The organism is Planctomycetota bacterium (assembly GCA_016872555.1).
GTDB lineage: Bacteria > Planctomycetota > Planctomycetia > Pirellulales > UBA1268 > F1-20-MAGs016.
The window spans coordinates 65639-91343 of the sequence record VGZO01000002.1 but is presented as its reverse complement, the minus strand read 5'-3'; the positions used below and the strand labels follow the sequence as shown (position 1 = coordinate 91343).

Annotated in this window: 19 protein-coding genes; 16 read left to right on the top strand and 3 right to left on the bottom strand. The window is 70.5% G+C overall.

Translation table 11 applies throughout. The features are described 5' to 3' along the window. Nucleotides 1-67 precede the first annotated feature (67 nt). The gene (locus FJ309_01270) at nucleotides 68-697 is read left to right on the top strand and encodes a phosphoesterase (GenBank protein MBM3953249.1); all 630 of its coding nucleotides are present in this window, start codon (nucleotides 68-70) and stop codon (nucleotides 695-697) included. Between the two features lie 13 nt (nucleotides 698-710). Continuing rightward, nucleotides 711-1913 carry a cysteine desulfurase gene (locus FJ309_01265; protein MBM3953248.1) on the top strand — a complete coding sequence of 401 codons (1203 nt, stop codon included), beginning with the start codon at nucleotides 711-713 and terminating at the stop codon, nucleotides 1911-1913. A 60-nt stretch (nucleotides 1914-1973) separates the two neighbouring features. Here FJ309_01265 and FJ309_01260 read toward each other — a convergent pair whose 3' ends face one another. Both FJ309_01260 and FJ309_01255 read right to left on the bottom strand, forming a co-directional pair. Next, complete coding sequence (locus FJ309_01260) at nucleotides 1974-2483, bottom strand: DUF433 domain-containing protein (GenBank protein MBM3953247.1); 510 nt, start codon at nucleotides 2481-2483, stop codon at nucleotides 1974-1976. A 426-nt stretch (nucleotides 2484-2909) separates the two neighbouring features. Further along, nucleotides 2910-4028 carry a DUF1559 domain-containing protein gene (locus FJ309_01255; GenBank protein MBM3953246.1) on the bottom strand — a complete coding sequence of 373 codons (1119 nt, stop codon included), beginning with the start codon at nucleotides 4026-4028 and terminating at the stop codon, nucleotides 2910-2912. 427 nt (nucleotides 4029-4455) lie between these two features. Between FJ309_01255 and FJ309_01250 the strand changes: the two genes are divergently transcribed. The 11 genes from FJ309_01250 to FJ309_01200 all read left to right on the top strand — a co-directional run bounded on the left by FJ309_01250 (nucleotide 4456) and on the right by FJ309_01200 (nucleotide 21367). Beyond that, nucleotides 4456-4788: an iron-sulfur cluster assembly accessory protein gene (locus FJ309_01250; protein MBM3953245.1), complete on the top strand. Its 333-nt coding sequence runs from the start codon at nucleotides 4456-4458 to the stop codon at nucleotides 4786-4788. 156 nt (nucleotides 4789-4944) lie between these two features. Next, nucleotides 4945-6183 (top strand): precorrin-6y C5,15-methyltransferase (decarboxylating) subunit CbiE, encoded by a 1239-nt coding sequence (cbiE, locus tag FJ309_01245; protein ID MBM3953244.1) that lies wholly within the window; start codon nucleotides 4945-4947, stop codon nucleotides 6181-6183. Next, nucleotides 6180-6986 carry an LmbE family protein gene (locus tag FJ309_01240; GenBank protein MBM3953243.1) on the top strand — a complete coding sequence of 269 codons (807 nt, stop codon included), beginning with the start codon at nucleotides 6180-6182 and terminating at the stop codon, nucleotides 6984-6986. The genes cbiE and FJ309_01240 overlap by 4 nt, the downstream gene beginning before the upstream one ends. Before the next feature lie 319 nt (nucleotides 6987-7305). Then, entirely contained in the window at nucleotides 7306-7722 is a 417-nt protein-coding gene (locus FJ309_01235; GenBank protein ID MBM3953242.1) for an alkyl hydroperoxide reductase, read from the top strand. Further along, nucleotides 7719-8783: an FAD-dependent oxidoreductase gene (locus tag FJ309_01230; protein MBM3953241.1), complete on the top strand. Its 1065-nt coding sequence runs from the start codon at nucleotides 7719-7721 to the stop codon at nucleotides 8781-8783. The genes FJ309_01235 and FJ309_01230 overlap by 4 nt, the downstream gene beginning before the upstream one ends. Nucleotides 8784-8886: 103 nt before the next feature. Beyond that, nucleotides 8887-10380: an aldehyde dehydrogenase gene (locus FJ309_01225; GenBank protein ID MBM3953240.1), complete on the top strand. Its 1494-nt coding sequence runs from the start codon at nucleotides 8887-8889 to the stop codon at nucleotides 10378-10380. A 38-nt stretch (nucleotides 10381-10418) separates the two neighbouring features. Continuing rightward, the gene (locus FJ309_01220; protein MBM3953239.1) at nucleotides 10419-11711 is read left to right on the top strand and encodes an FAD-dependent oxidoreductase; all 1293 of its coding nucleotides are present in this window, start codon (nucleotides 10419-10421) and stop codon (nucleotides 11709-11711) included. A 96-nt stretch (nucleotides 11712-11807) separates the two neighbouring features. Beyond that, nucleotides 11808-15785: a c-type cytochrome gene (locus FJ309_01215; GenBank protein ID MBM3953238.1), complete on the top strand. Its 3978-nt coding sequence runs from the start codon at nucleotides 11808-11810 to the stop codon at nucleotides 15783-15785. 93 nt (nucleotides 15786-15878) lie between these two features. Continuing rightward, nucleotides 15879-16628: a helix-turn-helix transcriptional regulator gene (locus FJ309_01210; protein MBM3953237.1), complete on the top strand. Its 750-nt coding sequence runs from the start codon at nucleotides 15879-15881 to the stop codon at nucleotides 16626-16628. Between the two features lie 5 nt (nucleotides 16629-16633). Continuing rightward, nucleotides 16634-18061 (top strand): HlyD family efflux transporter periplasmic adaptor subunit, encoded by a 1428-nt coding sequence (locus tag FJ309_01205; protein ID MBM3953236.1) that lies wholly within the window; start codon nucleotides 16634-16636, stop codon nucleotides 18059-18061. 24 nt (nucleotides 18062-18085) lie between these two features. After that, nucleotides 18086-21367: an efflux RND transporter permease subunit gene (locus FJ309_01200; GenBank protein MBM3953235.1), complete on the top strand. Its 3282-nt coding sequence runs from the start codon at nucleotides 18086-18088 to the stop codon at nucleotides 21365-21367. 127 nt (nucleotides 21368-21494) lie between these two features. Here the strand turns inward: FJ309_01200 and ychF are convergent, their stop codons facing one another. Beyond that, nucleotides 21495-22586 carry a redox-regulated ATPase YchF gene (gene ychF, locus FJ309_01195; GenBank protein ID MBM3953234.1) on the bottom strand — a complete coding sequence of 364 codons (1092 nt, stop codon included), beginning with the start codon at nucleotides 22584-22586 and terminating at the stop codon, nucleotides 21495-21497. Here ychF and FJ309_01190 point away from each other — a divergent pair. The 3 genes from FJ309_01190 to FJ309_01180 all read left to right on the top strand — a co-directional run bounded on the left by FJ309_01190 (nucleotide 22573) and on the right by FJ309_01180 (nucleotide 25568). Continuing rightward, entirely contained in the window at nucleotides 22573-23250 is a 678-nt protein-coding gene (locus tag FJ309_01190; protein MBM3953233.1) for a DNA-3-methyladenine glycosylase, read from the top strand. The genes ychF and FJ309_01190 overlap by 14 nt on opposite strands. 234 nt (nucleotides 23251-23484) lie before the next feature. Then, on the top strand, nucleotides 23485-24048 hold the full coding sequence (msrA, locus tag FJ309_01185; protein ID MBM3953232.1) for a peptide-methionine (S)-S-oxide reductase MsrA: 564 nt from the start codon (nucleotides 23485-23487) through the stop codon (nucleotides 24046-24048). Next, complete coding sequence (locus FJ309_01180; GenBank protein ID MBM3953231.1) at nucleotides 24045-25568, top strand: VCBS repeat-containing protein; 1524 nt, start codon at nucleotides 24045-24047, stop codon at nucleotides 25566-25568. The genes msrA and FJ309_01180 overlap by 4 nt, the downstream gene beginning before the upstream one ends. Nucleotides 25569-25705: the final 137 nt, after the last annotated feature.

Here is a 25705-nt window from a genome sequence, read left to right as displayed (position 1 = left end):
CGCCGCAGCGGGTATCCTCTCGGCGGCGGCCGCGATGGCCACGGAACAGTCCCCTCGGGAAGCCCCCATGAGCGGTGTGCCTCAGGAAGACGTGCTGGTCGTCCCGCGCACGGTCCTCGAACGGGCCGGGATGTTCCAGGGGTTTCAGGCCGACGTCGCCGCCTACCTGCCGCTGCTCCTCGACCCGCGGCACACGTCGTGGCGACCGCGCGCGGCGGTCGAGGAGGACCCGTCGTTCAAGCAACTGATTCCCTACTGCGTGCTCGCCGCGCGCGGGCCCGACGGCCTGCCGCGCTACTTCGCCTACACGCGCGGCGGCGGGCAGGGGGAGGCGCGCCTCCGGGCGAAGCGCTCCGTCGGTATCGGCGGCCACATCTCGAGCGTCGACGGGGCCCACGGCGACGACGTCTCGTACGACGCCGGGATGCGCCGCGAGCTCGCCGAGGAGGTGGTGATCGGCGCGGCATTCACCGCGCGGATCGTCGGCCTGATCAACGATGACGCCACCCCCGTGGGGACCGTCCACCTCGGGATCGTCCACGTCCTCGACCTCGAGCGCCCCGACGTCGCGCCGCGGGAGAGCGGCCTGGTGGACTGCGGCTTCGCCACGCTCGACGCCCTCCTCGCCGACCGCGACCGGTTCGAGACCTGGTCGCAGATCGCCCTCGACGCCCTCCGGGAGGGCCGGCTCGCCTGAGCCGACCGCGGCGATGGAACCGCGCGCGATCTACCTCGACAACCACGCGACCACGCGGCTCGACCCGCGCGTGCTCGAGGCGATGCTCCCCTGGCTCACCGACCGCTACGGCAACGCCGGCAGCGGGACCCACGAGCCGGGGCGCGAGGCCCGCGACGCCGTCGAGGCGGCCCGGGAAACGGTGGCGGCGGCGATCGGCGCCGCGGGGCGCGAGGTGGTGTTCACGTCGGGGGCGACGGAGAGCGTGAACCTCGCGATCCTCGGCACGTGGCTGCGGCTCGGCAGCCCGTCGGCGGGCCACGTCGTCACGCTCGCCACCGAGCACTCGGCGGTCCTCGACACGTGCGCCCACCTCGAACGCTACGGCGTCGCTGTGACGCGCCTGGCGGTGGCACGCCAGGACGCGATGGGGATCCCGGGGCGCGCCGATCCGGATGCCCTCCGCGCCGCGCTGCGGCCCGACACGTTCCTCGTCAGCGTCCTCCTGGCGAACAACGAGATCGGCGTCATCCAAGACATCCCCGCGATCGCGGCAGTGCTCGCCGCCCATCCGGCGGTCCTCCACGTCGACGGCGCGCAGGCGCTGGGGCGGATGCCGGTCGCCGTCGACGAGTTGGGCTGCGATCTGGCGAGCTTCTCGGCGCACAAGTTCCACGGGCCCAAAGGGGCCGGTGCGCTGTTCGTGCGCCGCCGTGGCAAGCCGGTGCGGATCGAGCCGCTCGTCCACGGTGGCGGCCAGGAGCGGGGGATGCGCAGCGGCACGCACGACGTGCCGGGGATCGTCGGCCTGGCGGAAGCGGCGCGGCTGGCGACGGCCGAGATGGCGACCGACGCCGCCCGGATGCGCGCCCTGCGCGACCGCCTCTGGGAGCACCTCGCGCGAAGGATCGACGGCATCGGACTCAATGGCCCGGCCCTGGCGGATCCGGCCGTCCGCCTGGTCAACAATCTCAACGTCTGCCTGCCCGGGATTGACGGCCATTCGCTCCTGGCGACGCTCGCCGCCGACGGCCTCGCCGTCAGCTCAGGGGCCGCGTGCTCGTCGGAGAGCCCGCGGCCGAGCCATGTCCTGCTCGCCCTCGGGCTCGACGACGATCGTGCCCGCGCGAGCCTGCGTTTCGGCCTGTCGCGGTTCACGACCGCGGCCGAGATCGACGGGGCGGTGGAGCGCATCGCCGCGGGCGTCGAGCGGCTCCGGACCTGGGGGGCGGCGTGAGCGGGTCTTGCGGCAGGCGGCAGGCACGTGCACGTCCGTCAAGGTGGCAAGGGCCACCTTTCAGCGGTCCTGCAAGAGGGCGACGCGGCACCGATTCAACAATTCATCGCGGGAGATCGACTCCGGCCCCCGGGCCATGTCGGCTCGGGAGCGGCCCGACTCGATCGCGGCCAGAATCGAGTCGTGATGGTCGTGAAAAAACGCGAGCGCCGCGTAGACCTCGGCGGGCCGGAGGTCGGGATGCTGGCGCAGGATTTCCTCGGCTGACCAGCCGAGGTAGTACTGCTCCGCCGCGAGGTGCTCCACCGTATAGCGCGTGCCAGCGATGATCGCCCTGCAGTTCGCATCGATGGTGACATGCGGGTAGAGGGGGCCGGTCGACATGGGCGCGAATCCGATCGTGAAGATTTTCGTCACGGACTCACTGGCCGTGGACAAAGCCAGCCGAGGACGGTGCCCATTCAGGCGACCGCGGGAAACCCCGGGCATTGCCTGGTCGCCATCGGCCCGACCATGACCACCTGAGCATGTCGAAAAACGCTCGGCGGGGTCACTGGTTTCGCCTGGCATGCAGTTGGCAACGGCCTTTTCGCAAGGCCAGCGCGTCAGCGCTTGATGTTTTTCATCCCCTTCATCGCGTCCATGCCCTTGTCCATCGACGACTCGGTTTCCTTGAGCTTTTGCTCTTGGGCCTCCTTCGAAGGTGGTGTGGGACCGCCACAACCGGCCAAACCGAGCACGACGATGCCGAGCAGAGCGATCGACCCAGACGAGCGGATCATCATCGATTCTCCAAACAGTGGATGCGGAAACCGGAGGAGCTCGAGACCCGGATACGCGAACCGGCACGCGTCGCGAGGACCCACCCCGCGGAGCGAGGATTGGCGAGTGCTCATCGCTGCAGGCGACGATGTCGCCCCTTCCCCGGGTTGTTCACCCGGGGAAGGGGCGTCTCGAATCAGTTTTGACCACGGGCTTTCCTGGCGGTCCGCTCGCTCAGTCGGCGCTGAAGTTCAGGCGGTCGTCGCGGATGGCGAGGAGCGTCATCGTCTCCATGTCGACATTGTCGGAGAGGAATTGGACCGACCCATCGACACGGAGTGTCATCACGCCACCGGGGTGGGCCGAGGTCAGCGGGGGATTGGCCGGCGAGGCATCGGCCCACCCAGTCCAGTCGTCGACGCCCTGCTGATTCAGCACCCGTGCGTTGGGCGTGTAGCGAAGGGTGACGTTGTTGGTGTGCGGAGCCCAATCACGCCAGCCCGACAAGCCGCCCATGTGCCAACCCCAATTTCGCGACGGGCGACGGTCCTGGCCATTCGCGCCGGTCGCGTCGAAGACCAGTTCACTCATCTCGCCGACGAGCAGCGTCTTCGACGTGCCGTCGGAGCACCGCGCCATGTTGATCCCGAGAATCTGTGGGCCGCACGCATCGCCGGAGACGCCCGCGGTTCCGTTCCCGTAGTTCGGCACCATCCCGCGCCCGGAAGTGATGCCCCAGGCGTTGTCGTCGTTGAAGGCCATGCCCTCGGTGCTCTGGAACCGACCGTTGGTCTGCGGGCCGAACTGCATCGGGGTGGCACCCGCGATGCCGTAGTACGAACTGACGAAGTTGTTCCACGCGGGGTTGCGCTGCAGCGACGACGACGGGCAGATCAGCATCTTGATCCGCTTGTCCTGCCAGACGGCGGAATTGCCGTCCCAGCCGGAGCTGAACCCGACCGGAGTCGAGCCCCTGGCGTTGAACCTGAGCCGCCCGTACATCGCCCCTTCCTCCATGTAAGGAAGGAGGCGCACCCATTGCGAATGCCCCCACGTCTCTTGGCTGTAGGGCGTGGCCCACCACGACGTTCCCGCGCCGCCGTTGGGGAACGCCTGGAGGGCGTCGTGGTGGTTTTGGAACGCGAGCCCTTGCTGCTTCAGGTTGTTGGAGCACTGCGAGCGCCGGGCCGACTCACGCGCCGCTTGGACGGCAGGCAGGAGAAGGCCAACGAGCGTGCCGATGATCGCGATGACCACCAGCAATTCGACGAGCGTGAACCCGTCGCGTTTGTGGGTTTTCATGGGAGAGCCTCCTGGACTCGAACATGGATGAAAAGAAAAAAGGACGAGCATGAAACGGCCCTGGACAGACGAGCGCACCAACTCGAACGAGATGGATGAATGGATCAGCGGGGCGGATTAGCGGCCACGAACTCGCCGACGTGCCGCGCGTGTCCCGAAACGTTCCCCAATCCCCACATCTGATGATAGATGGTTGCGGCGATCGGGACAAGCGTTCGGCCGCCATGCGACGGCGGCGACCACCCGGGACGATGGACGCCGTCAACCGTGAGCCCCGCGAGACCGCGTCGGAGACACCACCCCGGAGTCCGGGGCGAGGACCGGCTCCCGGGTCGACAACAGCCCGGTTCCCCGCAAAAGGTGCCGCAGCGACGGCAGAATTGCCACCTCCGCGCGTTGGCGACTATAGTTCGAAGTTGCCCGTCGGAGATCGCTTCCTTTCCGTTCCTGTACGCCCGTTGCCAGAGGAGCCAGCACGATGTCGGTGATGCTCACGGAAAAGGCCGCCAGCGAAGTCAAGAAGATCATGCTCGACCAGAAGATGGAGCCCGACACGGTGCTCCGCGTCGGCGTGGCCGGCGGCGGCTGCAGCGGATTCCAGTACTCGCTCGGCTTCGACAAGGCGTGGGACCCGAAACTCGACTCCAAGTCGGACCAGCACGGCGTCGCGGTCGTCGTCGACAAGAAGAGCGACCTGTACCTCGACGGCACGACGCTCGATTTCCACGAGTCGATCGACAAGCGCGGGTTCACGTTCAACAACCCGAACGCGAAGAAGTCGTGCGGCTGCGGCAGTTCATTCCAGGCCTGACCGCCCCCGGGTGCAGGATGCCCGCGGCGCTGCTGCGATCCCGCCGAGGGACTCGCCGCCGGACGCGGTGACCGGCGCTGGGGAGCTTCAGCCGCGGTCGCCGGAGGCGTCAGCGGGCCCGAGAAGCTGCGTTGGCCGACAGGCAGGGGAGGATGGGTGGCGACGGGCAGGGTCCACATCGTCGGTATCGGCGACGACGGCCTCGAAGGCGTCACCGCGCATGCCCGTCGCCTCGTCGAGGGCGCGAAGCGGTTGGTCGGCCCGGAGTCGTGCCGGTCGCTCCTCCCCGAGGCGGTCGCCGACCGGCTCGAGACGGTCGCCGGGCTCGAGGATCTCGTCGAGCGGATCGAGTGCACCACCGACGCCGATCTCGTCGTGCTCGCGTCGGGCGACCCGCTGTTTTATGGCACCGCGCGCTACGTCTGCGGCCGGCTCGGCAAGGAGCGGTTCGAGGTCGTGCCGCACGTCAGCAGCATGCAGTTGGCGTTCGCGCGCGTGAAGGAAAGCTGGGAGGAGGCGTTTCTCGCCAACCTCTCCGGGCAGTCGATCGAGCGCGTCCTCGACCGGATCCGCGGCGCCGACACGGTCGGCTTGTTCACCAGCGACCAGTGGCCGCCACCGGCCGTCGCCCGAACGCTGCTCGACGACGGCATCGACTCGTTCCAGGCGTACGTCTGCGAGAATCTCGGCAGCCCCGACGAACGCGTCACGCAGGGAAGCCTCGCCGACATCGCCGCCGACGCGTTCGGGCCGCTCAACGTGATGATCCTGGTCCGCAAGGCCACGGTCACCGACAAGCCGGGGCAGGTCGGCGAGCGGCTGTTCGGCAACCGCGACGAAAGCTTTCTCCAGTCACGCCCCAAGCGGGGGCTGCTGACGCCGGCGGAAGTCCGCTCGCTGGCGCTGGCGGAACTGTCGCTCCGCCCCGACAGCGTCGTCTGGGATGTCGGCGCGGGGAGTGGATCGGTCGGTCTGGAGGCGGCGCGGATCGCCGCGTCGGGCCGGGTGTTCGCCATCGAGATGGATCCCGACGACCATCGCCTGATCGGCTCCAACGCCGAGCGTTTCCGGATCGGCAACCTCACGCCGATCCTCGGGCGGGCTCCCGAGGCTTGGGCCGACCTCCCCGACCCGGACGCGATCTACGTCGGCGGCAGCGGCCGCGACGTGACGATGCTCGTCGAGGAGGCGTGGAAGCGGCTCCGCGCCGGGGGGCGCCTCGTCACCGCCTGCCAGAGCATCGAGAATCTGGCAACCGTCCACGCGCTGCTCCGCGCCCGCAGCGGCGACGCGGCCTACTGGCTGGTGACGATCGCCCGCGGCGTCGAGCAGCTCGACCGGATCCGGTTCGAGTCGCTCAATCCCACCTTCCTCATCGCCGCCACCAAGCCGTGACAGCGCCCCGCTCGAGCGACGAGACGGGGCCGGCGCGCAGGGCGTGGCGGTGGAGCGACGGCTTCGCTGCCGGCGGCGCGCCGAGGCAACTCGACGTGATCGCGGTCGGCGCCCATCCCGACGACGTCGAGATCGGCTGCGGCGGCACGCTCGCGCTGTTGGCCGCGCAGGGTTTCTCGGTGGGCATTGTCGACTTCACCGACGGCGAGCCGACCCCGCGGTCGAGCGGCCCCGAGCAGCGCCTCGCCGAGGCGGCGGCGGCGGCCCGGGTGCTGGGCGCCGTCCACCGTGAGCACCTCGGCTTCCCCAATCGACGGTTGTTCGATTGCTTCGAGGCCCGCGTCGCGCTGGCCACGGTCTTCCGCCGCCATCGGCCGGGGCTGGTGCTGGGGATCGCGGCCAAGACGCCTCTGGCGTCGCCCGACCATGCCGAGGCGGTCGCGCTCACCGAGGCAGCCGTGTTCTACTCGCGGCTGACCAAGTGGGACGATTTGTTTCCCGGCCTGCCGGTCCACACCGTACCGCAGTTGCTCGGCTACTTCCTCTTCGCCGGCATCCCCGAGGCGCCCCCGGGGCAGTGGCCGATCGTCGTCGACATCGCCGGGCATCTGGAGACGAAACTCCGCGCGATCGGCTGTTACGAGTCGCAATTCCCGGCGCAGAAGGCACATGTGTTTCCCCGCGTGCGGGCGATGGCCGAGACGGCCGGCGTGATGGCCGGATGTGCGGCCGGCGAGGTGCTCGTCGGCTGCCGGATGCCGTGCACCACCGAGCCGATGAGGCTGCTTTTCCCCGGTGAATGAGCCGGTCACGGCAGCCGTGCGATCCACGGGGGCGGTCCCGTCGCAGCCCCGCCGTCACGGGGTGGGGGGCAGTTACCTCCCCGGCGGACGTGCGGTTCACAAGAGGAGTGGAGATGGAGACGCCGGGATCCGACGGTGCCAGAGCCTCGAAAACGGGTGCGAGATGAGACAGGTCACGGTCGAGCGGAATGCGGGAGAGGCAGCGACTGCCGCGATGGCCGCCACCGGCCTGACCAGCGGCGTGTTCACCGACGTGATGATCCGCGGACGTCCGCGGCTGGCGTCGGCCGACCGCCAGCCCGTCGCCGCCGCCCCCTGGATGAGATGGGTTCTTGCCGCCGCCGGATTCTACAACCTCGCCTGGGGGGCGCTGGCGATCCTCGCACCCCAGTGGTCGTTCCGGGCCGTCGGCATGGAAGTGCCGAATTATCCCGAACTCTGGCAGTGCATCGGGATGATCGTCGGCGTGTACGGAATCGGTTATCTCTGCGCTGCGACCGACCCGCTGCGGCACTGGCCGGTCGTCCTCGTCGGCCTGCTCGGCAAGGTGCTCGGGCCGATCGGTTTCGCGGGTGCTCTCCTCTCTGGTCGATTTCCCCTCGCCTTCGGCTGGAACATCCTCACCAACGATCTGGCGTGGTGGGTGCCGTTCGCCCTGATCCTCGTCGCCGCGTGGCGGGCGGCCTCGGCAGGTGATCGGGCGGGAGCTGCGTCGGTCGGTGGGGCCGACGCGTGAGCGACGGCAGCCGATCCACCGGTGGACCGCCCGACGTGGTCGTCGTCGGTGCCGGGATCGCGGGTTTGTGTGTCGCCCGCGAGCTCGCCGCAGCGGGCCGGTCGGTGATGATCGTGGAGAAATCACGTGGTGTCGGCGGCCGGATGGCGACCAGGCGCGTCGGCCGCGCGATCTGCGACCACGGAGCACAGTTTTTCACGATCCGTGGTCGGGCGTTCGGGGCGATCGCCTCCGCGGCTCATGCCGCCGGGCGCGCGGAAGTATGGTGCGACGGTTTCAACCGTGCCGCGTCGGTCGGTGATCCGCCCGAGGCGGCGGCCGATGGACATTCTCGCTGGCGCGGCACCTCCGGCATGACCGATCTGCCCAAGTGGCTGGTGGCCGAGATGGCAGAGACAACGGTCTGCACCGGGGTCCGCGCCGTCGCCGCGGCGCGGAATGGCGACCGCGTCGTCCTGTCGGTCGAGCAGGATGGCGTCGTCGAGACGCTGTCGTCTGCGGCGCTGGTCGTCACGGCACCGGTGCCCCAGGCGCTCGACCTGTTCGCTGCCGGCGGGCTCGTGGCGGAGGGCGACCCGCAGGCGCTCGCCGCGCTGGGGACGGTCGCCTACGACCCGTGCTTCGCCTTGATGCTCGAGCTCCGCTCGGCGAGCCTCGTGCCCTCCCCGGGCGCGATCCAGTTCGCCGCCGGACCGGTGAGCTGGCTCGCCGACAACTTCCAAAAGGGGGTCTCGCCAGTCCCGGCGTTGACCGTGCACGCCTCCGGGGATTGGAGCAGGGCGAGGTTCGACGCCGACCCCGACGCCGTCGCCGACGAGCTGGTGGGGCTCGTGCGGCCGTGGCTCGACGGTGACCCCGCCACGGCGATCGTGTCGCGGTCGCTGCAGCGTTGGAAGTTCGCCTTGCCGACCACGATCCTGCCGACGCCGCTGGTGGCGGTTTCGGCGGCCCCGCCGGTCGTCTGCTGCGGCGACGCCTTCGCCGGCCCGAAGGTGGAGGGTGCGGCGTCGAGCGGCATGGCCGCGGCACGCTGGCTGCTGCGGGCCCTCGCCGCGGGCTGAGCCCGGCCTGGTCGCCCCGACGGACGGGGTTGCTTGCAGTCTCCGCGGGCGAGCGGTCAATATGGGCGGCTCCTCGATCCCGTCAGCCCGCCGGAGATCCGTCATGGCCACCGCTGCCGCGCCGCGATTGCTTCCCGAAGTCGAACGGTTCCTCGCTTCCGCGCCGTTGTGCGGGATCGTCGGCGGCAAGGAGGTGAAGGGCTCGACCGGCGAGACGATGGCGACCCTCGACCCCGGCTCGGGGGAGCCGCTGGCCGAGTTCCACATCCTCTCCGCTGCCGACGTCGACCGGGCCGTCCACGCCGCGGCCGACGCGTTTCGCCGCAGTGGCTGGGCGACGCTGTCTCCCGGCGAACGCGGGGCGCTGCTCCACCGGCTCGCCGACGCCGTCGAGAAGCACAAGCCGATCCTTGGCCAGCTCGAATCGCTCGACGCCGGCAAGATCCATTCCCAGGCCCTGGGCGACATCCAGAACTTCGTCGACACGCTCCGCTACTTCACCGACATGGCGTGCCACGTCCAGCGGCGCAACGTGCTGGCCGTCGCCGGCCACGAAGCCTGGACGGTGCGGCACCCGTGGGGGCCGTGCGGCTTCATCTTCCCCTGGAACTTCCCCTTCCTGCTCGTCGGCTGGGGGATCTCGCCGGCGCTCGCCGCCGGCAACACCGTGGTCATCAAGCCGGCCGAGGACACACCACTGTCGACGATCTACCTCGGGCGCCTGGCGCGCGAGGTGGGCATCCCCGACGGCGTCATCAACGTCATCCCCGGCTCCGGTCAGGTGACGGGCGCCGCCCTGTCGGCCCATCCTGGGATCCGGCGGATGAGCTTCACCGGGTCGCCCGAGGTCGGGCGGATGGTTGCCGAGGCCTGCGGTCGGAATCTCGTGCCGGTCAAGCTCGAACTGGGGGGCAAGGGGGCGGCGGTCGTGTTCGACGATGTCGACGTCGCGGCGACGGCTGAGAAACTCGTCGGCGCGATCACGTTCCACACCGGTCAGGTGTGCTGCGACGCGACACGGTGGATCGTCCACCGCTCGATCCACGAGCGGTTCCTCGACGAGTGCTGCCGGCGCTTGGAGCAGGTCCGCGTCGGCTACCAGATGGACGGCACGTCGCAGATGGGGCCGGTCGTCAATGCCAAGCAGCGGGCCCGGGTGCTCTCGTACCTGGAGAAGGGAGTCAAGCAGGGGGCGAAGCAGGTGCTCGCCGGAGGCGCGGCCGACGTGTCGGGGCGGCAGGGGTTCTACGTCAAGCCGGCACTGCTCGCCGGCACGCTCGACAACGTGGCCGCCCGCGAGGAGATCTTCGGACCGGTCGCCTACGTGGCGAGTTTTTCCAGCGAGGACGAGGCGATCGCGATGGCCAACGACACCGACTACGGCCTCGCCAACAGCGTCTGGACCGGTGACCTCGGCCGGGCGGCGCGGGTCGCCGAGTCGATGGTCGCCGGCAACAGTTGGATCAACGCCCACAACGTCTTCCCGCGCGGGGTGCCGTACGGTGGCGTGAACAAGAGCGGGCTGGGGGGCGGCGTGCTCTCCATCGAGACGCTGTTCGATTACTGGCGGAGCCAGTCGGTCGTCCGTCCGCTTTGAGGACTCGCGGCGAGCCGGCGCGGGAACGACGCACACGGATGGCGGAAGCGATCGACTGCATCGTCGTCGGTGGAGGGCTCGCCGGACTGGCCTGTGCCCGAGAGCTCGTCCGCCGGGGGCGGAACGTGCGCCTCCTCGAGGCGGCCGCGGCCGTCGGAGGTCGGGTCGCCACCGACACCGTCGACGGCTTTCGCATCGACCGCGGCTTCCAGGTCTACCTCGACGCCTACCCCGAGGGGCGACGCCAACTCGATCAGGGTGCGCTGAAGCTCGGCCGCTTCCATCCGGGGGCATTGGTGGCCGGCGGCGGCCGGCTGCGGCGCGTCGCCGATCCGTGGCGGCGGCCGCTGACGGCGGTCGGTTCGCTCCTCTCCGGGACGGTCGGGTTGGCCGACGCCCTGCGCGTCGCGCGGTTGCGGAGCGAAGTCCTCGCGCGGTTCGCCGCCGGGACGCTCGATCCCATCGCGCCGGTGACGGCGGCCGAGCGCACCACGCGCGAAGCCCTCGAGGCGCGCGGTTTCTCGGAGCGCTTCGTGGCGCGGTTTTTCGAGCCGTTCTTCGGCGGCGTGTTTCTCGAGCGCGGCCTGGAGACGGCCGAACCGATCTTCGCCTTCACGTTCGCGATGTTCGCGCTGGGCAGCGCCTGCCTGCCGGCCGGCGGCATGGCCGCGATCCCGCGCCAGCTCGCCGCCGGCCTTCCGGCCGACGCCGTCGAGGTGGGCACACCCGTGGATATGGTCGAAGCCGGCCGTGTCCGGCTCGCCGATGGCCGCATCCTCGCCGCGCGGGCGGTCGTCGTCGCCACGGACGGTCGCTCCGCCGCGCGGCTGCTTCCCGTCGGACTGATCCCCGCGATGGCGAAGCCACGGGCCGACAAGGAAGCGCGGCTGGTGGCGTTCGCCGCCGAGAATTCGCCCCTCGGGGAACCGACGCTGGTCGTCAGCGCCGACCGTGCCGAGCCGATCGACAATCTCACCGTGCCCTCCGACGTCGCCGTCGGGTACGCCCCCGCCGGTGCGGCGCTGGTCTACGCCTCCGTGCGCCCCGACTGGTCCGGCGACGACGCCAGTGCCGCCGCCGCCGTGGTCCGCCAGGCCCGCGGCTGGTTCGGACGGCGCGTCGAGCAGTGGCGGGCGCTGGCGACGCTGCGTGTCGGTCACGCGCTGCCCGACGAATCCCCCGCCGCACGCCTGGCGCGGCCGACCGGGCCGCGGCTCGCCGCCGGGCTGTTCATCTGCGGCGACCATGTGACCAGCGCGTCGATCAACGGGGCCCTGGCCGGCGGGCGCACCGCCGCCGAGGCGGTCGACGCCGACCTGGGCCGGCGCTGAAGCCGGCACGCGGGCGTGGCGTGCCGCCATGGTAGCATCCGGCACGACGCGGCCGATCCGTGCCGTGGCTGTCGAGGGGAGGCGGAAACCGTGCCGATGAACGCGCGCGAGTGGCGGCGGGGGGCCGCGGCAGCCTGGGCGACGCTCGTCGCCATCGTCATGGCGGGCGCGGCGTCCGCCGCCGACCCGGTGTCGGCACGGGAGCTCTTCGCGCCCCAGCGCCTCGCCGCCTGGTGCATCGTCCCCTTCGACGACCAGGAGCGGACACCGGCCGAGCGCGTCGCGCTGCTCGGCCGGCTCGGGATCGGCCGCTACGCCTACGACTGGCGCGCCCGGCACGTGCCGCAGTTCGAGGAGGAGATGCGCGCCGTCAAGGGGGCCGGCATCGAGCTGGTGGGGTGGTGGTTTCCCGGTGCCCTCGACGACGAGGCGCGGACGATCCTCGGCGTCCTCGAGCGCGTCGGCCTCCGCACCAGCCTGTGGGTGACCGGCGGTGGCGGGCCGACGGCGTCGGTCGAGGAGCAGGCGGCGCGGGTCGCGGCCGAGGCGGCGCGGATCGAGCCGCTGGCCCGCGCGGCGGCCCGGATCGGGTGCCGGGTCGGGCTCTACAACCACGGCGCCTGGTTCGGCGAGCCGGAGAACCAGATCGCGATCATCCGCGCCCTGTCGGCGCAGGGGATCGACAATGTCGGCCTCGTCTACAACCAGCACCATGGCCACGCGCACGTCGGCCGCTGGCGCGAGCTCCTCGCCGCGATGCTCCCGCACCTCGACTGCCTGAACCTCAACGGCACGTTCACCGACGGCGAGACACGCGGACTGAAGATCGCCCCGATCGGCCAGGGAGACCTCGACGTCGACCTCCTCCGCACGGTGGTCGAGAGCGGGTACCGGGGTCCGATCGGGATCCTCAACCACACGCAGGAGGATGCCGAGGATCGGCTCCGCGACAACCTCGCTGGGCTCGCGTACGTGGCCCGGCGGATCGACGGCGATGCCGGTGCCAAGCGCCCCGTGCCGACGACGTGGCAGCGGCCGCCGGAGGCCGACGCGGCCGCCGTCACGCCGGCGGCTGCGGCGCTGGCGGCGGCGGCCCGGCTGCAGGGGGATCCCGGCCGCGGTGCGGCGATCTTCGCCCGCGCGGAACTGGCCTGCCTGTCGTGCCATGAAGTGGCCGGCCACGGCGGGCGGATCGGGCCGACGCTCGGCACGGTCGGCGCCGAGCGCTCCGTCGAGCAGATCGCCGAGTCGCTCCTCGAGCCGCAGCGCGTGGTCGAGCCGCGGTACCGTGCCGTGGCGCTGGTGCTGGCCGACGGCACGAGCCGGCGCGGCACGGTCGAGCGCGAGACCGACGCCCTGTTGGTGATCCGCGACGTCCAGACCGGGGCGGTGACGGAGCTGCCGCGCGACGCGATCGAGTCGTGCGTCGACGTCGGCAGCCTGATGCCCGCCGAGGTCGTCGCGGCACTCGGCGACGGCGACCGCGCCGACCTGGTCGCGTTCCTCGCCGACCTCGGCCGCCACCAGCGCCTCCCGGCGGCCGCGGTGGCGGGTGCGATCGCCGCCGCCCATCCGACCAAGCCGGCGCCCTTCGCGCCGCCGCGCGAGCCGCTCGATAGCGGCGCCTTCGCCGCGTGGTCGCATCCGGTCAATCGCGACCGGGTCTACGACTACTACGCCAAGGAGGCGCGGTACTTCCGCGCGCTGTGCCCGCGGCCCACGCTCCTGCCGGCGTTTCCCGGCCTCGATGGCGGGGCGCTGGGCCACTGGGGCAACCAGTCGGATGACACGTGGCGCAGCAACCGCTGGAACGAGGTCGTGCCGGGGTCGCTCCAGGCGGGGGTTCTCCAGGGCTTCGGGCTGTCGATCCCGCGGGCCGTCTGCGTGCGCCTCTCGGCCGGTCTGTCGGCCTGCTTCGATCCCGACACGCTCACCTGGCGCGCCGCCTGGTCCGGTGGCTTCGTCCGTTATTCCGACGAACGGCACGGGTTTCTCGGCGGGATGGTTCCGGCCGGCCCGCGCGTGGAGCTGTCCTCCCAGGAACCGCCGCAGGGGGAGACCCGGTACCAGGGCTTCTGCCGCCAGGGGGACCGGGTGGGGTTCCTCTATTCGGTCGATGGCGTGCCCTGGCTCGACGTCGCCGAAGATGCCGGGGACGGCACGTTCTCCCGTCTCGCCGGCCCGGTCGCCGGGCACCCGCGCGAGGCCCTTCTCGCCGGCGGAGGTCCCCAGTGGCCCGAGGAGCTGGTCACTGCGGGGCAAAGCGGCGCGGGGCGGCCGTGGGCGGTCGACACGCTGTCGTTTCCGGAGGCCAATCCGTGGAACGCCGCCTTCTACTGCGGCGACGTCGACGTGGTCGCCGCCGGGGCGCTGGTCGTGTGCACGATGCACGGCGACGTGTGGCGCGTCGACGGCGTCGACGACGCGCTCGCCTCCCTCCGCTGGCGCCGGATCGCCGCCGGGCTGCACCAGCCGCTGGGCATGGTCGTCGTCGATGGCGTGCCGCACGTCCTCGGCCGCGACCAGATCACGCGGCTCGTCGATGTCGACGGCGACGGCGAGACCGATCGCTACGAATGCTTCTCGCGCGCCTACCGCTGCTCCGCCGGTGGCCACGACTACGTCTGTGGCCTGGTGCGCGATGCTGCCGGGCGATTCCTCACCGCGTCGAGTGTCGAGGGGCTGGTGCGGATCGCCGCCGACGGCCGGAGCTCCGAGGTGCTGGCCACCGGCCTGCGCAATCCCGACGGCGTCGGCGTCTATCCCGACGGAACCGCGACGGCGTCGTCGAGCGAGGGTGACTGGGTGCCGGCGACGATGGTCGCCGCGGTGCCGCCCGATGCCCGGGGGTCCCTCCATTTCGGCGCCAACGGTCCGGCCGGGGGCACGCGCGTCGATCCGCCGCTCCTCTACCTGCCGCGCGGCCTCGACAACTCGGCCGGCGGCCAGGCCTGGATTCCCGACGGCGCGCTTGGCCCCATCGGCGGGGCCCTGTTCCACACGTCGTTCGGCGCCGGCACGGCGCTGGCGATCCTCCGCGACCGGGTCGGCGACCAGTGGCAGGGCGCGGCCGTGCCGCTGCCGGTCGAGTTTCGTTCGGGTTCGCACCGCGCCCGGTTCTCCACCCGCGACGGGGCGGTGTATGTCTGCGGGATGGCGGGGTGGGGCACCTACACTCCCGACGTCGGCTGCCTGCAGCGCGTGCGCTTCACCGGCCACGCCGACGGCTCCGTCGTGCAGATGCCGGTCGGCTTCCATCTCCATGACAACGGCGTGCTGCTCCGCTTCGCCGCGCCGCTCGATCCCGCCGTGGCGTCGGACCCGGCGCGCCACTTCGCCCAGGCCTGGAACTACCGCTACAGCGGCGGCTACGGCTCGGCGGAGTACTCGCCGCGCCACGACGGGATGGTGGGGCACGACCATCTCCCGATCCGCACGGCGCTGCCGACCGCCGACGGCCGCGGGCTGTTTCTCGAGATCCCCGATATCCGCCCGGTGAGCCAGCTCCATCTCGCCGTCGAGAGCGCGCCTGGGCTGCTCCACGACCTGTTCCTCACGGCCAACCGGCTCGATGCTTCGTTCGTCGCCCCGGGGATCGGCGCACGCACAACGCCGGTGCCCGCCCATCCGCTGGCGGTCGATCTCGGGCGTCAGCTCGCCCGCGAGCGCAACCCGTTTCGCGGGTCGATCGAGGGAGCCCGCGAGATCGAGATCCAGGTCGGACCGAACCTGTCGTTCGTGCCGCGCTCGCTGCACGCCCGGCCTGGCGAGGTTCTGGCGGTGTCGCTCGTCAATCCCGACAGCGTGCCCCACAACTGGGCGCTCGTCCGCCCCGGCAGCATCGAGCGCGTCGGGGCGGCCGTCGACAGGCTCGTCACCGACCCCGACGCGGTCGCCCGGCAATACGTGCCGAAGACCGACGCCATCGTCGCCTACACTGACGTCGTCCCCCCCAACGACCGGGAGAGGATCTCGTTTCGCGTGCCGGCGGAGCCGGGAAGGTACCCGTTTTTGTGCACGTTTCCCGGCCATTGGCGGGCGATGAACGGCGAAATCGTCGTCACCGCCGAGTAGGCGGGACGACGTTGGTTTTTCCTCTCTCCCACGAGCGTCCGGCGGGGATACACTTGCTTCAAACGGGTGTTTGAAGCAGGCGTCGGGGTCCGTATGCCGGGGATTCGGGGTCAAACCACAGTCGTTGAGGCGGGGGTGGAGCCGAGTGGCACCGGAGCGGTGCCGCCGGCTGACGACCCTCGGGACCGGATCCTTTCGGCGGCGGGGCGCGAATTCGCTGACCGCGGGTACGAGGCGGCGACGGTCCGCGACATCTGTGCCGCCGCCGACGTCAACGTCGCCGCGGTGAACTACTACTTCGGCGACAAGCGGCGCCTCTACGTCGAGAGCGTCAAGCACGCGCACCGCCAGCGGTCGCGGCAGATGCCGCTGCCCGTCTGGCCGCCCGCGACGCCGCCCGAGCGCAAGCTCCACGACTTCGTCGCCAACATGCTCGAGCGGATGCTCGGGTTTTCCGAGCCCCCCTGGGAGGTGCGGCTGCTGCTCCGCGAGGTCCTTCAGCCCACCGAAGCCTGCCGCGAGCTGGTCGAGGACTACATCCGTCCCCACTATGGCCAGTTGGTGACGATCCTCGACGAGCTCGCCGGCGGCCATCTGCCGGCGCCGCAGTTGCGGCGCGTCGCCCTGGGGATCATCGGCCACTGTTTCCTGTACCGGGCCGCCGGCGGCGTCGTGGGGATGCTCGTCCCCGCCGACGAGCTGGCCACGCTCCACGCCCTCCCCGATCTGGCCGACCACGTCACGCGGCAGGCCCTCGCCGCGCTCGGCGTCGCCCCGCCGCTCGTGCCGCCGGCGCCCGCCCGGGCGCGAACGGCGGCCCCCCGTACGTCCCCGCGAGATTGATCACGATGGACTTGACACGCCATTCCCCGTCTGCTGGCTCGGCGGAGGTCGCGGCACCGCGCCGTGACAGCTTCGTCAGGCAGGTGATCGGCTGGCTGACACCGCTGGCCATCCTGGCCGCCGGGATCGGTGCCTTCCAGTACCTCGGCACCCAACCGCCGCCGCTGCGCGTCGACACCGGGCCGCCCCAGGCGGTCCCCGTGCGGACAGTCGCCGTGCAGGCCCGCAGCGAAGGGGTCGACATCGTCGCCGACGGTGTCGTCGTCCCCCTCCGCGAGGTGACGCTTGCCGCCGAGGTCGGAGGTCGCGTGGTCGAGAAGGCCGACGACTGCCGTGCGGGCCACGTCGTCAGCAAGGGGACCATCCTGTTCCGCATCGATCCGCGCGACTACGAACTGGAGGTCGATCGTCTCCAGCGCGAGCTCAAGCAGGCCGGGCATTCGCTCGAGGAGATCGACGAAGAGCTCGCCCAAAACGCCACCTCGGCCGATCTCGCCCGCCGCCAGGTCGATCTCGCCCGTCGCGAGGTCGCCCGTCTCGACGGGCTCAAGGCCGGTCGGATCGTCACCGAGGCGGAATACGACCGTGCCGTTCGTGACGAGCTGACCGCCTCGGGCTCGCTGGTCACGCTCGACGGGCAGAAGCGGGTGCTCGCCAAACGCCGCAGTCGGCTCGAAGAGGGGCAGCGCCTCGCGGCGACGATGCTCGAACGGGCCAGGCTCGACCTCGAGCGGACCGTCGTCATGGCCCCGGTCGACGGCATCATCGCCGATGACCGTGTCGAGCAGGACTCGTTCGTCGTCAAGGGGACGCCCGTGGTGACCCTCGAGGACACTTCAGCGGCCGAGGTGAAGACGAGCCTCGAGATGGGGGAGGTGGCGCGGATCTGGGGCGGCGTACCGCAGGCCGGGGGCTCCCACGACCTTCCCGACACGCCGGCATCGGTGATCTACGCGCTCGGGGATCGCCTGTACCGGTGGCAGGGCACGCTGTCGCGGCAGGAGGGGCGCGGGCTCGACGAGAAGACGCGGACACTTCCGTGCCGCGTCCGTGTCGCCGATCCCACCGCGGTGCGATCACTCGACACGTACGGTGGGTTGATGCCGAACCTTCCCGCGGACGCTCCGCGGTCGCTGCTCCGGGGAATGTTCGTGCAGGTCCGGGTCCATGTTCCCGCGACCGGTGCCCTGGTTTCGATTCCCGAGGAGGCGCAGCGGCCGACCGGCGAAGTCTGGCTGATGCGCGACGGCCGGCTGACCGTCGTCCGGCCGCGGCCGATCCAGGTGGTCGACGGGCAGGTGATCTACGACGCCGCGACCGCTGGCCTGCAGCCAGGCGATCGGGTGGTGACCAGCCAGATTCCCAATCCCCGCGACGGCATGGACGTGGCCGAAGCCGAGTTCACCGAGCCGGATTCGTCCGACCCCTCCTGACTCCCCGCTCCGGAGCGACCAGCGATGCGTTCGATCGTCACCTGGACCGTGCGCAACATGCCGGCGATGAACACGCTGGTCATCGCCGTGCTTCTGGTCGGCGCGTGGAGCTTCGCGTCGATGCGGCGCGAGGTGTTTCCGGAGTTCGATCTGGAGATCGTCCTCGTCACCGTCCCCTATCCGGGCGCCTCTCCCGACGAGGTCGAGGAGGGCATCTGCCAGAAGATCGAGGAGTCGTGCCGCAGTGTCACGGGTATCAAGAAGATCACGAGCGTCGCCCAGGAGGGGATGGGGTACTGCGTCTTCGAGCTCCAGGATTCGGTGCGCGACGTCCAGAAGGTGCTCGGTGAGATCCGCTCCGAGGTCGAGCGGATCCCGAGCATGCCCGAGCTCGCGGAGGATCCGAAGATCGAGCAGGTGACGCTGCGCACTCCGGCGATCAAGCTCGGGGTGCTCGCGCCCGCGGGCGACGGTGTGGCCGTCTCGGAGGGGGAGTTGCGCGACGTCGCCGAGAGCGTGCGCGACGATCTCCTCGGGCTGCCGGCGGTGTCGGCCGCGAATTTGCTCGGTGCCAAGGACTACCAGATCGACATCGAGATCTCGGAGGACACGCTGCGGAAACACGGGCTGTCGCTCCAGAAGGTGGCCGAGATCGTCCGCCGGCAGAATGTCGAGCTGCCCGCCGGCACGATCCGCGGTGGGAGTGGCGAGATCCTGCTGCGCGGCAAGAACAAGCGCTACGTCGGCGAGGAGATCGCGAAACTGCCCCTCGTGACGCTTCCCGACGGGCTCGTGCTGTCCGTCGGCGACCTGGGGACGGTGCGCGACGAGTTCGCCGACGTGGCGATCTCCAGCCGGATCAACGGCCGGCCCGGGATGGTGATCTCGATCGACCGCAGCAGCGGCGAGGACCTCCTCGCCATGGTCACGTCGGTGAAGGAATACGCGGCGCAGGCGAAGCTGCCCGCGGAATACGAGCTGGCCGTCTGGTCCGACCAGTCGGTCGACGTCCGCGACCGCCTGCGGATGCTGATCGAGAACGGCTGCCAGGGGCTCCTGATCGTGTTCGTGATGCTGGCGCTGTTCCTCGACCTCAAGATCGCCTTCTGGGTGGCGATGGGGATCCCGTTCTCGATGCTCGGGACCGGGATGCTGATGTACACGACCGACCAGACGCTCAACATGCTGTCGATGTTCGCCTTTCTGATGGCGATCGGTATCGTCGTCGACGACGCCGTCGTGGTCAGCGACAACATCGACCGCCACCGGCGGATGGGGAAAAGCCTGACGACGGCGGCCATCGACGGCACGGTCGAGGTGATCCCGAGCGTGATCTCCAGCGTGCTCACCACCGTGATCACGTTCCTGCCGCTGTGCTTCGTCGCCGGCGTGATGGGGAAGTTCATCGCCGTGATGCCGTTCGCGTTCATCACGGCACTGCTGATGTCACTCGCCGAGTCGGTGCTTGTGCTACCGGGCCACCTGGCACACGAGGACAACCTCGTGTTCCGGATCCTCGGTGTCGTGCTCTATCCGCTCAAGCTCCTCCTCCCGGCCGTCTCGTGGCTGCAGCGCTCGTGCGACCGCGGGCTGAAATGGTTCGTGAGAAACCTCTACGCTCCGTTTCTCGACGTCGCCCTGGACAACCGCCTCGCGGTTCTGGCCACCGCCGTGGGGCTGTTGCTGACGGCGGTGGGAATCGTGCGCAGCGGGATCACGCCGTTCCAATTGTTTCCGAAGATCGACGCCAACCGGCTCCGGGCGCAGATCGGTTTTCCCGACGGCACTCCCGCGAGCGTCACCGAGGAGGCGGCCGATCGGCTCGAGCGCGCCGCGTTCGCGACGGCCAGGAAATTCTCGCCGCCGGGGTCGTCGATCGTCGAACTGGTCAACACCACCGTCGGGCAGGTGGTGGCGATGGGCGAGGTGGGCCCCGACGCCCGTGCCGGTGGAAGCCACGTCGCCGGAGTGAACGTCGAGCTCGTCGAGGCGGAGCTGCGCGACGTCACCAGCGAGCAATTCATCAGCGAGTGGCGGAAGGCGGCCGGCGAGTTTCCGGGAATCGACAAGCTGGTGTTCGGCACCGAGAACATCGGCCCCGGCGGCAAGGCGATCGAGTTCAAGCTCCTCGCCCCTGCCGATGAGGAAGCCGTCCGCCAGCTCGAGGCTGCCGTCGAACGCTGCAAGGACTGGCTCGCCCGTTATCCCGGGGTGATCGACATCGACGACGACTCGCGCCCCGGGAAGTGGGAATACCAGCTGCGGGTCAAGCCGCGGGCCGAAGCGATGGGCGTGTCGCTCGCCGACCTCGCGGCCACGATCCGCTCGAGCTATTACGGCGAGGAAGTGATGCGGCTCCAGCGCGGCCGCCACGAGGTGAAGCTGATGGTCCGCTATCCCCGCGACGAGCGGCGCAGCCTCGCCACGCTCGACGAAGTGCGCGTGACCGGTCCCGACGGCACGCAGCGGCCGGTCAGCGAGCTGGCCGACGTGGCGATCGTCCGCGGCTACAACGAGATCAACCGCCTCGGGCAGAAACGGTCGATCTCGGTGATCGCCGACATCGACGTCGCCCAGAGCACGCTCACCAGTTCGCAGATCACCGGCGACATGCAGCGCCGGCTGATGCCCGACCTGCTCAAGGAGTTCCCCCTGGTCCGCGTCCGCTGGGAAGGGGAGCAGGAGCAGACGCAGGAATCGCTCGACAGTCTGTTCGTGGGGTTCGTGGTCGCGTTGTTCGCGATGTTCGTCCTGCTGACGATGGAGTTCAAGAGTTATTTCCAGCCGCTGCTGATCATCGCCATCATCCCGTTCGGCTGTGCCGGGGCGGTGTTCGGCCACGCCCTGATGGGGATGCCGCTGACGCTGTTCAGCATGTTCGGGTTGGTGGCGCTGTCGGGGGTCGTGGTCAACGACTCGATCGTGCTCATCGACTTCATCAATGCCCGCGTGCGCGAAGGGAAGCCCCTGCGGCAGGCGCTGCGCGAGGCGGGGTGCGTCAGGTTCCGGCCGGTGTTCCTCACCAGCATCACGACGATCGGCGGCCTGCTTCCACTGCTGTTCGAGACCAGCTTCCAGGCCCAATTCCTGATCCCGATGGCGACCGCCCTGGCGTTCGGACTGGCGACGACGACGCTGCTCGTGTTGATCCTCGTGCCGGTGATGTACTCCTTCTTCGGCACGAGCGCCCGCGAGGATCACGAAGAGGAGTATCTGGGCGGGGCGACGACGGCCAGCACCGTCGATCCCGACGAGGCGGAGCAGGAGTGGCTCCCGGACCATCTCCGCGAGCCGGCGGTGCGCTAGCTTTCCGTGGACAAAGCCCTCCATGGCCCTACCGGCCGCGGGCCGGCCGGCTCAGGGAGCCCACTTGGGCGACCGCGGGAAACGCCGAGGGTTTCCCGGGTCGCCGTCGGCCGCATCCGGCGGCCGGTCACTTCCCGAGCAGGAAGTGGCAGATGTCGCCGTCCTGCATGACGTATTCCTTGCCCTCGACGCGCAGCTTGCCGTGGGCGCGGATCTCCTTCTCGGAGCGGTACTGTTCGAGGTCGTCGAGCGAATAGATCTCGGCGCGGACGAACTGTTTCTCGAAGTCGCTGTGGATCACGCCGGCCGCCTTCGGGGCGCTGGTGCCGACGGGGATCGTCCAGGCGCGGACCTCCTTCTCGCCGGCGGTGAAGTAGCTCTGCAGGCCGAGCGTGCGGTAGGCGGCGCGGGCGAGGACCGCCAGCGCCGGCTCGGCAAGGCCGGCGCCGGCGAGCATCTCGGCGCGGTCGGCGGCATCGAGCTCGGCGATCTCCGCCTCGAGCTTGGCACACACCGGCACCACCTCCGCCCCGGCCCGGGCCGCCACCTCGCGGACCCGCGTGACCAGCGCACCGGTGCCCGCCAGATCCCCCTCGTCGACGTTGGCGACGTACAGGATCGGCTTGGCCGACAGCAGGCCGAGCTCCTTCACCGCCGCCCGCTCGGCGTCGTCGAGTGGGAGCGTCCGCAGCGGCTGCTCGCCGCCGAGGTGGGCAAGGCACCGGCGCATGACCTCGACCTTCAGCCGGGCCTCCTTGTCGGTGCTCTTGGCGGCGCGCTCCGCCTTGGGAAGCAGGTTCTCGAGGTGCTGGAGGTCGGCGAGGATCAGCTCCAATTCGATCGTCTCCATGTCGGCGACCGGATCGACCTTGCCGGCGACATGGATCACGTCGGGATCCTCGAAGCAGCGGACCACCTGGAGGATCGCGTCGACCTCGCGGATGTGGGCGAGGAACTTGTTGCCCAGCCCCTGGCCCTCGCTGGCGCCCTTCACGATTCCCGCGATGTCGACGAGCTTGAGCGCGGCGGGAACGAGTTTCTGCGGCGGGATCAACGCGGCGATCCGGCCGAGGCGCGTGTCGGGCACGCTCACCATCCCCTCGTTGGGCTCGATCGTGCAGAATGGATAGTTGGCGCTCTGGGCCGCTTTCGACATCGTCAGCGCGTTGAACAGGGTGCTCTTGCCGACGTTGGGAAGACCGACGATGCCCGCTTCCATCCGCTCGTGCTCCGGTGCCGCGTCCGCCGCCGGTGACGCCGGCCGCGGGAGGAGCCATCTTGCCACCTTCGGCCGGCCGCTCCCAGGGTCTGCCGCCATCCGGCCGCTGCCGGCGGGATTCTTCCTCCGCCCTGCCGACCGCGTCGCCCGAGATCTCCTCGGCTGCCGGCTCGCCGTCCGCGCCGCCGACGGCACTGTCCTGAGGCACGTGGTCCACGAGACGGAGGCCTACCTCGGGGCGCACGACCTGGCCTGCCACGGCCGTAGCGGCCCGACCCGTCGCAACGCGACGATGTTCGGTCCCGGGGGCCACTGGTACGTCTATCTCTGCTATGGCATGCACTGGATGCTCAATGCCGTCACCGGTCCCGCCGGCGTCCCGGCCGCGGTACTGATCCGTGGGGCGGGGGAGTTGAGCGGGCCGGGGCGCGTGACGCGCGGCCTCGGCATCGACCGTCGCCACGACGGCGGTCCGGTGGCCCCGGCCACGGGGCTGTGGCTCGAGCGCGGGGACGACGTGCCCCGGCGGTGGGTGGAACGGACGGCGCGGATCGGCGTCGACTATGCCGGCGCCTGGGCCGCCAAGCCACTGCGGTTCCTGATCGATCCATCTCGGATTGGCGTCACTTCGGCGGATCCGCCGCCGGCGAAGACCGGGTCCTGAGGGATCCGCCCCGTATCCTGCCCCGCGGCCCGGCCGGAGGTTGGTGGGCACGGCGCACGAGGACGGCGCTGCTATGATGGAGGGTCAGGATCCGGGCGGCCGCTGTGCCGCGCCGTGACGGGACGGTTTCATCCGGAGGGGTTGAGCATGACGCTGCGGGGCGTGAAGGGATGGCGGGCCGCGGGCCGCGTCGCCACGGTGCTCGGGGGACTCCTGCTCACGGGAGGTGTGATGATGGCGGCCGACGGGGAGACGAAGCGGGCCAAGGCGACGTTCGCCGGCGGGTGCTTTTGGTGCACCGAGGCGGTGTACGCCGAGATCAAGGGGGTCGAGTCGGTCGAGAGCGGCTACATCGGCGGCAAGGTTCCCAATCCGACCTACCAGCAGGTCTGCACCGGGATGACCGGCCACGCCGAGGCTGTCGAGATCACCTACGACCCCGCCCAGGTGCCGTTCGAGAAACTGCTCGAGATCTTCTTCACGACGCACGACCCGACGACGCTCAACCGGCAGGGCCCCGACGTCGGCCCGCAGTACCGGTCCGGCATCTTTTTCCACGACGACGAGCAGAAGCGGATCGCGGTCGAGGTGATCCGGCGGCTCGACCAGGCGCGGGTCTTCCCCGGTCGGATCGTCACCGAGGTCACGCCCGCGTCGACCTTCTACCCGGCCGAGGACTACCACCAGGACTACTTTGCCAAGAATACGTTCGATCGCTATTGCCAAGCCCAGGCGGCGCCGAAAGTCGCCAAGACGCGCAAGCTCTTCAAAGACCTCCTCAAGGAACAGGGGCGGTGAGACGTCGGGCGCGCGGCATCGTCGTCTGCCTGCTGGCGATCGCAGGGTGCGGCCGGGCGACTCCGGAGCCGCCGCCCGGCACGATCGGCTCCGCCGCCGACGGCGGCGTGTCGGCGGAGGTCGCCGACACGGTCCGTCGGTTCTGTGGTGACTGCCATGCCCTGCCCGATGGGACCAGTTTTGCGCGGGAAGACTGGCCCCGCGAGGTGCGGCAGGGGTTCGTGTTCTACGAGCGGTCGCTGCGCAGCGACCTGAAACGGCCCCCGGAAGCGGAGACGGTGCGCCTCTTCCAAGCCTCGGCACCCGAGGCTCTGCGCATCGACCGAGCGGCCGACCGCGTGGAGGCCGAACCGCCCGTGGTGTTCGAGCCGCTGCGGCTCGCCGCCGGCAGCGAACGGCCGTCGCCGGTGATCGCCCACGTGCTGTGGCGCCCGGACGAACGCGTCCTGTTCACCTCCGACATGCGCTCCGGAGAGGTCAGCCGCTGGACGCTCGACGTCGCGCCGGGGGGCGGCGAAGGCACCGTCTCGAGCACGCCGGTCACGCGTGTCTCGCACGCCTGTCGGCTCACGCCGACGTCGTCGGGCAGCGATCCCGCAGGGTGGCTGCTCGCCGATCTCGGCTCGTTCAACGTCGTCGACCATGATCGGGGACGCGTGCTGCGGATGACTGCCGGCGGTGGCGTGGAGACTGTGCTCGGAAGGCTGTCGCGGGTGGTCGAGGTGCAGCCCTGGCCCGCGGGCGGCGGGGTCGTCGTCGCCGAGTTCGGCTGGCGCGCGACCGGGGCGCTGCGGATGGTGCCTGCGGACGGAGGGGCAGCCACGATCCTCGACGCCCGTCACGGGGCGCTCGGGGTGCGTGTCGCCGATCTCGACGGTGACGGCCACGATGACATCGTCTCCGCGTTCGCCCAGGAGCACGAGACGGTCGACTTTTACTGGGGCCGCGACGGCGGGGACGTGGAGCACGCGACGATCCACCGTTTCCCCGATCCCTCGTGGGGCTCGAGCGGCTTCGAGATCGCCGACCTCGATGCCGACGGCCGCCTCGACATCCTCCACACCAACGGCGACATGATGGACAGCGGGATTGCCAAGCCCTACCACGGTGTCCGCTGGCTTCGCAACGAAGGGGGGCGGGCATTCACGTGCCACGAGCTGATCCGGATGCCAGCGGCATCGCAGGCGTCAGCCGCCGATCTCGACGGTGACGGCGATCTCGACGTCGTCGTGTCCGCGCTGCATCCGTGGGCCGCCGGCAGCCCCGCCGGCACGTTCGCGGCCCTGCTGTGGCTCGAGCAGCGGCCCGGCGGCGAGTTCGCCCCCCACACCATCGCCCTCGACCGCTGCGACCACGCCTCGTTCACGGTCGCCGACGTCGATCGGGACGGACGCCCCGACCTCGTCGCCGGCGTCTGGCGCCCCGACGAAAAGGGGCCGGCCGAGGCGCCGCTGCGTGTCTGGCTCAATCGGCCCGCTTCCGTGGCCGATCCCTTGCATTCCGACGGCGGCCGTCGGTAGACTCTTCCCGTGTGGGGGGGGATGGTCTCGATGGCACGAGCGTGCGACGTCGCGCGCGACAGGTCAGGCCGTCCATCCATCGAATCGTTCGTTTCTCGGCAGATGCGTCATTTATTCTTCTCCTGCGGGGAATCCAG

Excerpts from the sequence above, each read along its gene's own strand:
- FJ309_01270 (MBM3953249.1), top strand. The coding sequence starts at position 68 with ATGAGCGGTGTGCCTCAGGAAGACGTGCTGGTCGTCCCGCGCACGGTC.
- FJ309_01265 (MBM3953248.1), top strand. The coding sequence starts at position 711 with ATGGAACCGCGCGCGATCTACCTCGACAACCACGCGACCACGCGGCTC.
- FJ309_01260 (MBM3953247.1), bottom strand. The coding sequence starts at position 2,483 with ATGCCAGGCGAAACCAGTGACCCCGCCGAGCGTTTTTCGACATGCTCA.
- FJ309_01255 (MBM3953246.1), bottom strand. The coding sequence starts at position 4,028 with ATGCTCGTCCTTTTTTCTTTTCATCCATGTTCGAGTCCAGGAGGCTCT.
- FJ309_01250 (MBM3953245.1), top strand. The coding sequence starts at position 4,456 with ATGTCGGTGATGCTCACGGAAAAGGCCGCCAGCGAAGTCAAGAAGATC.
- FJ309_01235 (MBM3953242.1), top strand. The coding sequence starts at position 7,306 with ATGAGATGGGTTCTTGCCGCCGCCGGATTCTACAACCTCGCCTGGGGG.
- FJ309_01225 (MBM3953240.1), top strand. The coding sequence starts at position 8,887 with ATGGCCACCGCTGCCGCGCCGCGATTGCTTCCCGAAGTCGAACGGTTC.
- FJ309_01220 (MBM3953239.1), top strand. The coding sequence starts at position 10,419 with ATGGCGGAAGCGATCGACTGCATCGTCGTCGGTGGAGGGCTCGCCGGA.
- FJ309_01215 (MBM3953238.1), top strand. The coding sequence starts at position 11,808 with ATGAACGCGCGCGAGTGGCGGCGGGGGGCCGCGGCAGCCTGGGCGACG.
- FJ309_01210 (MBM3953237.1), top strand. The coding sequence starts at position 15,879 with ATGCCGGGGATTCGGGGTCAAACCACAGTCGTTGAGGCGGGGGTGGAG.
- FJ309_01205 (MBM3953236.1), top strand. The coding sequence starts at position 16,634 with ATGGACTTGACACGCCATTCCCCGTCTGCTGGCTCGGCGGAGGTCGCG.
- FJ309_01200 (MBM3953235.1), top strand. The coding sequence starts at position 18,086 with ATGCGTTCGATCGTCACCTGGACCGTGCGCAACATGCCGGCGATGAAC.
- FJ309_01190 (MBM3953233.1), top strand. The coding sequence starts at position 22,573 with ATGCCCGCTTCCATCCGCTCGTGCTCCGGTGCCGCGTCCGCCGCCGGT.
- ychF (MBM3953234.1), bottom strand. The coding sequence starts at position 22,586 with ATGGAAGCGGGCATCGTCGGTCTTCCCAACGTCGGCAAGAGCACCCTG.
- msrA (MBM3953232.1), top strand. The coding sequence starts at position 23,485 with ATGGCGGCCGACGGGGAGACGAAGCGGGCCAAGGCGACGTTCGCCGGC.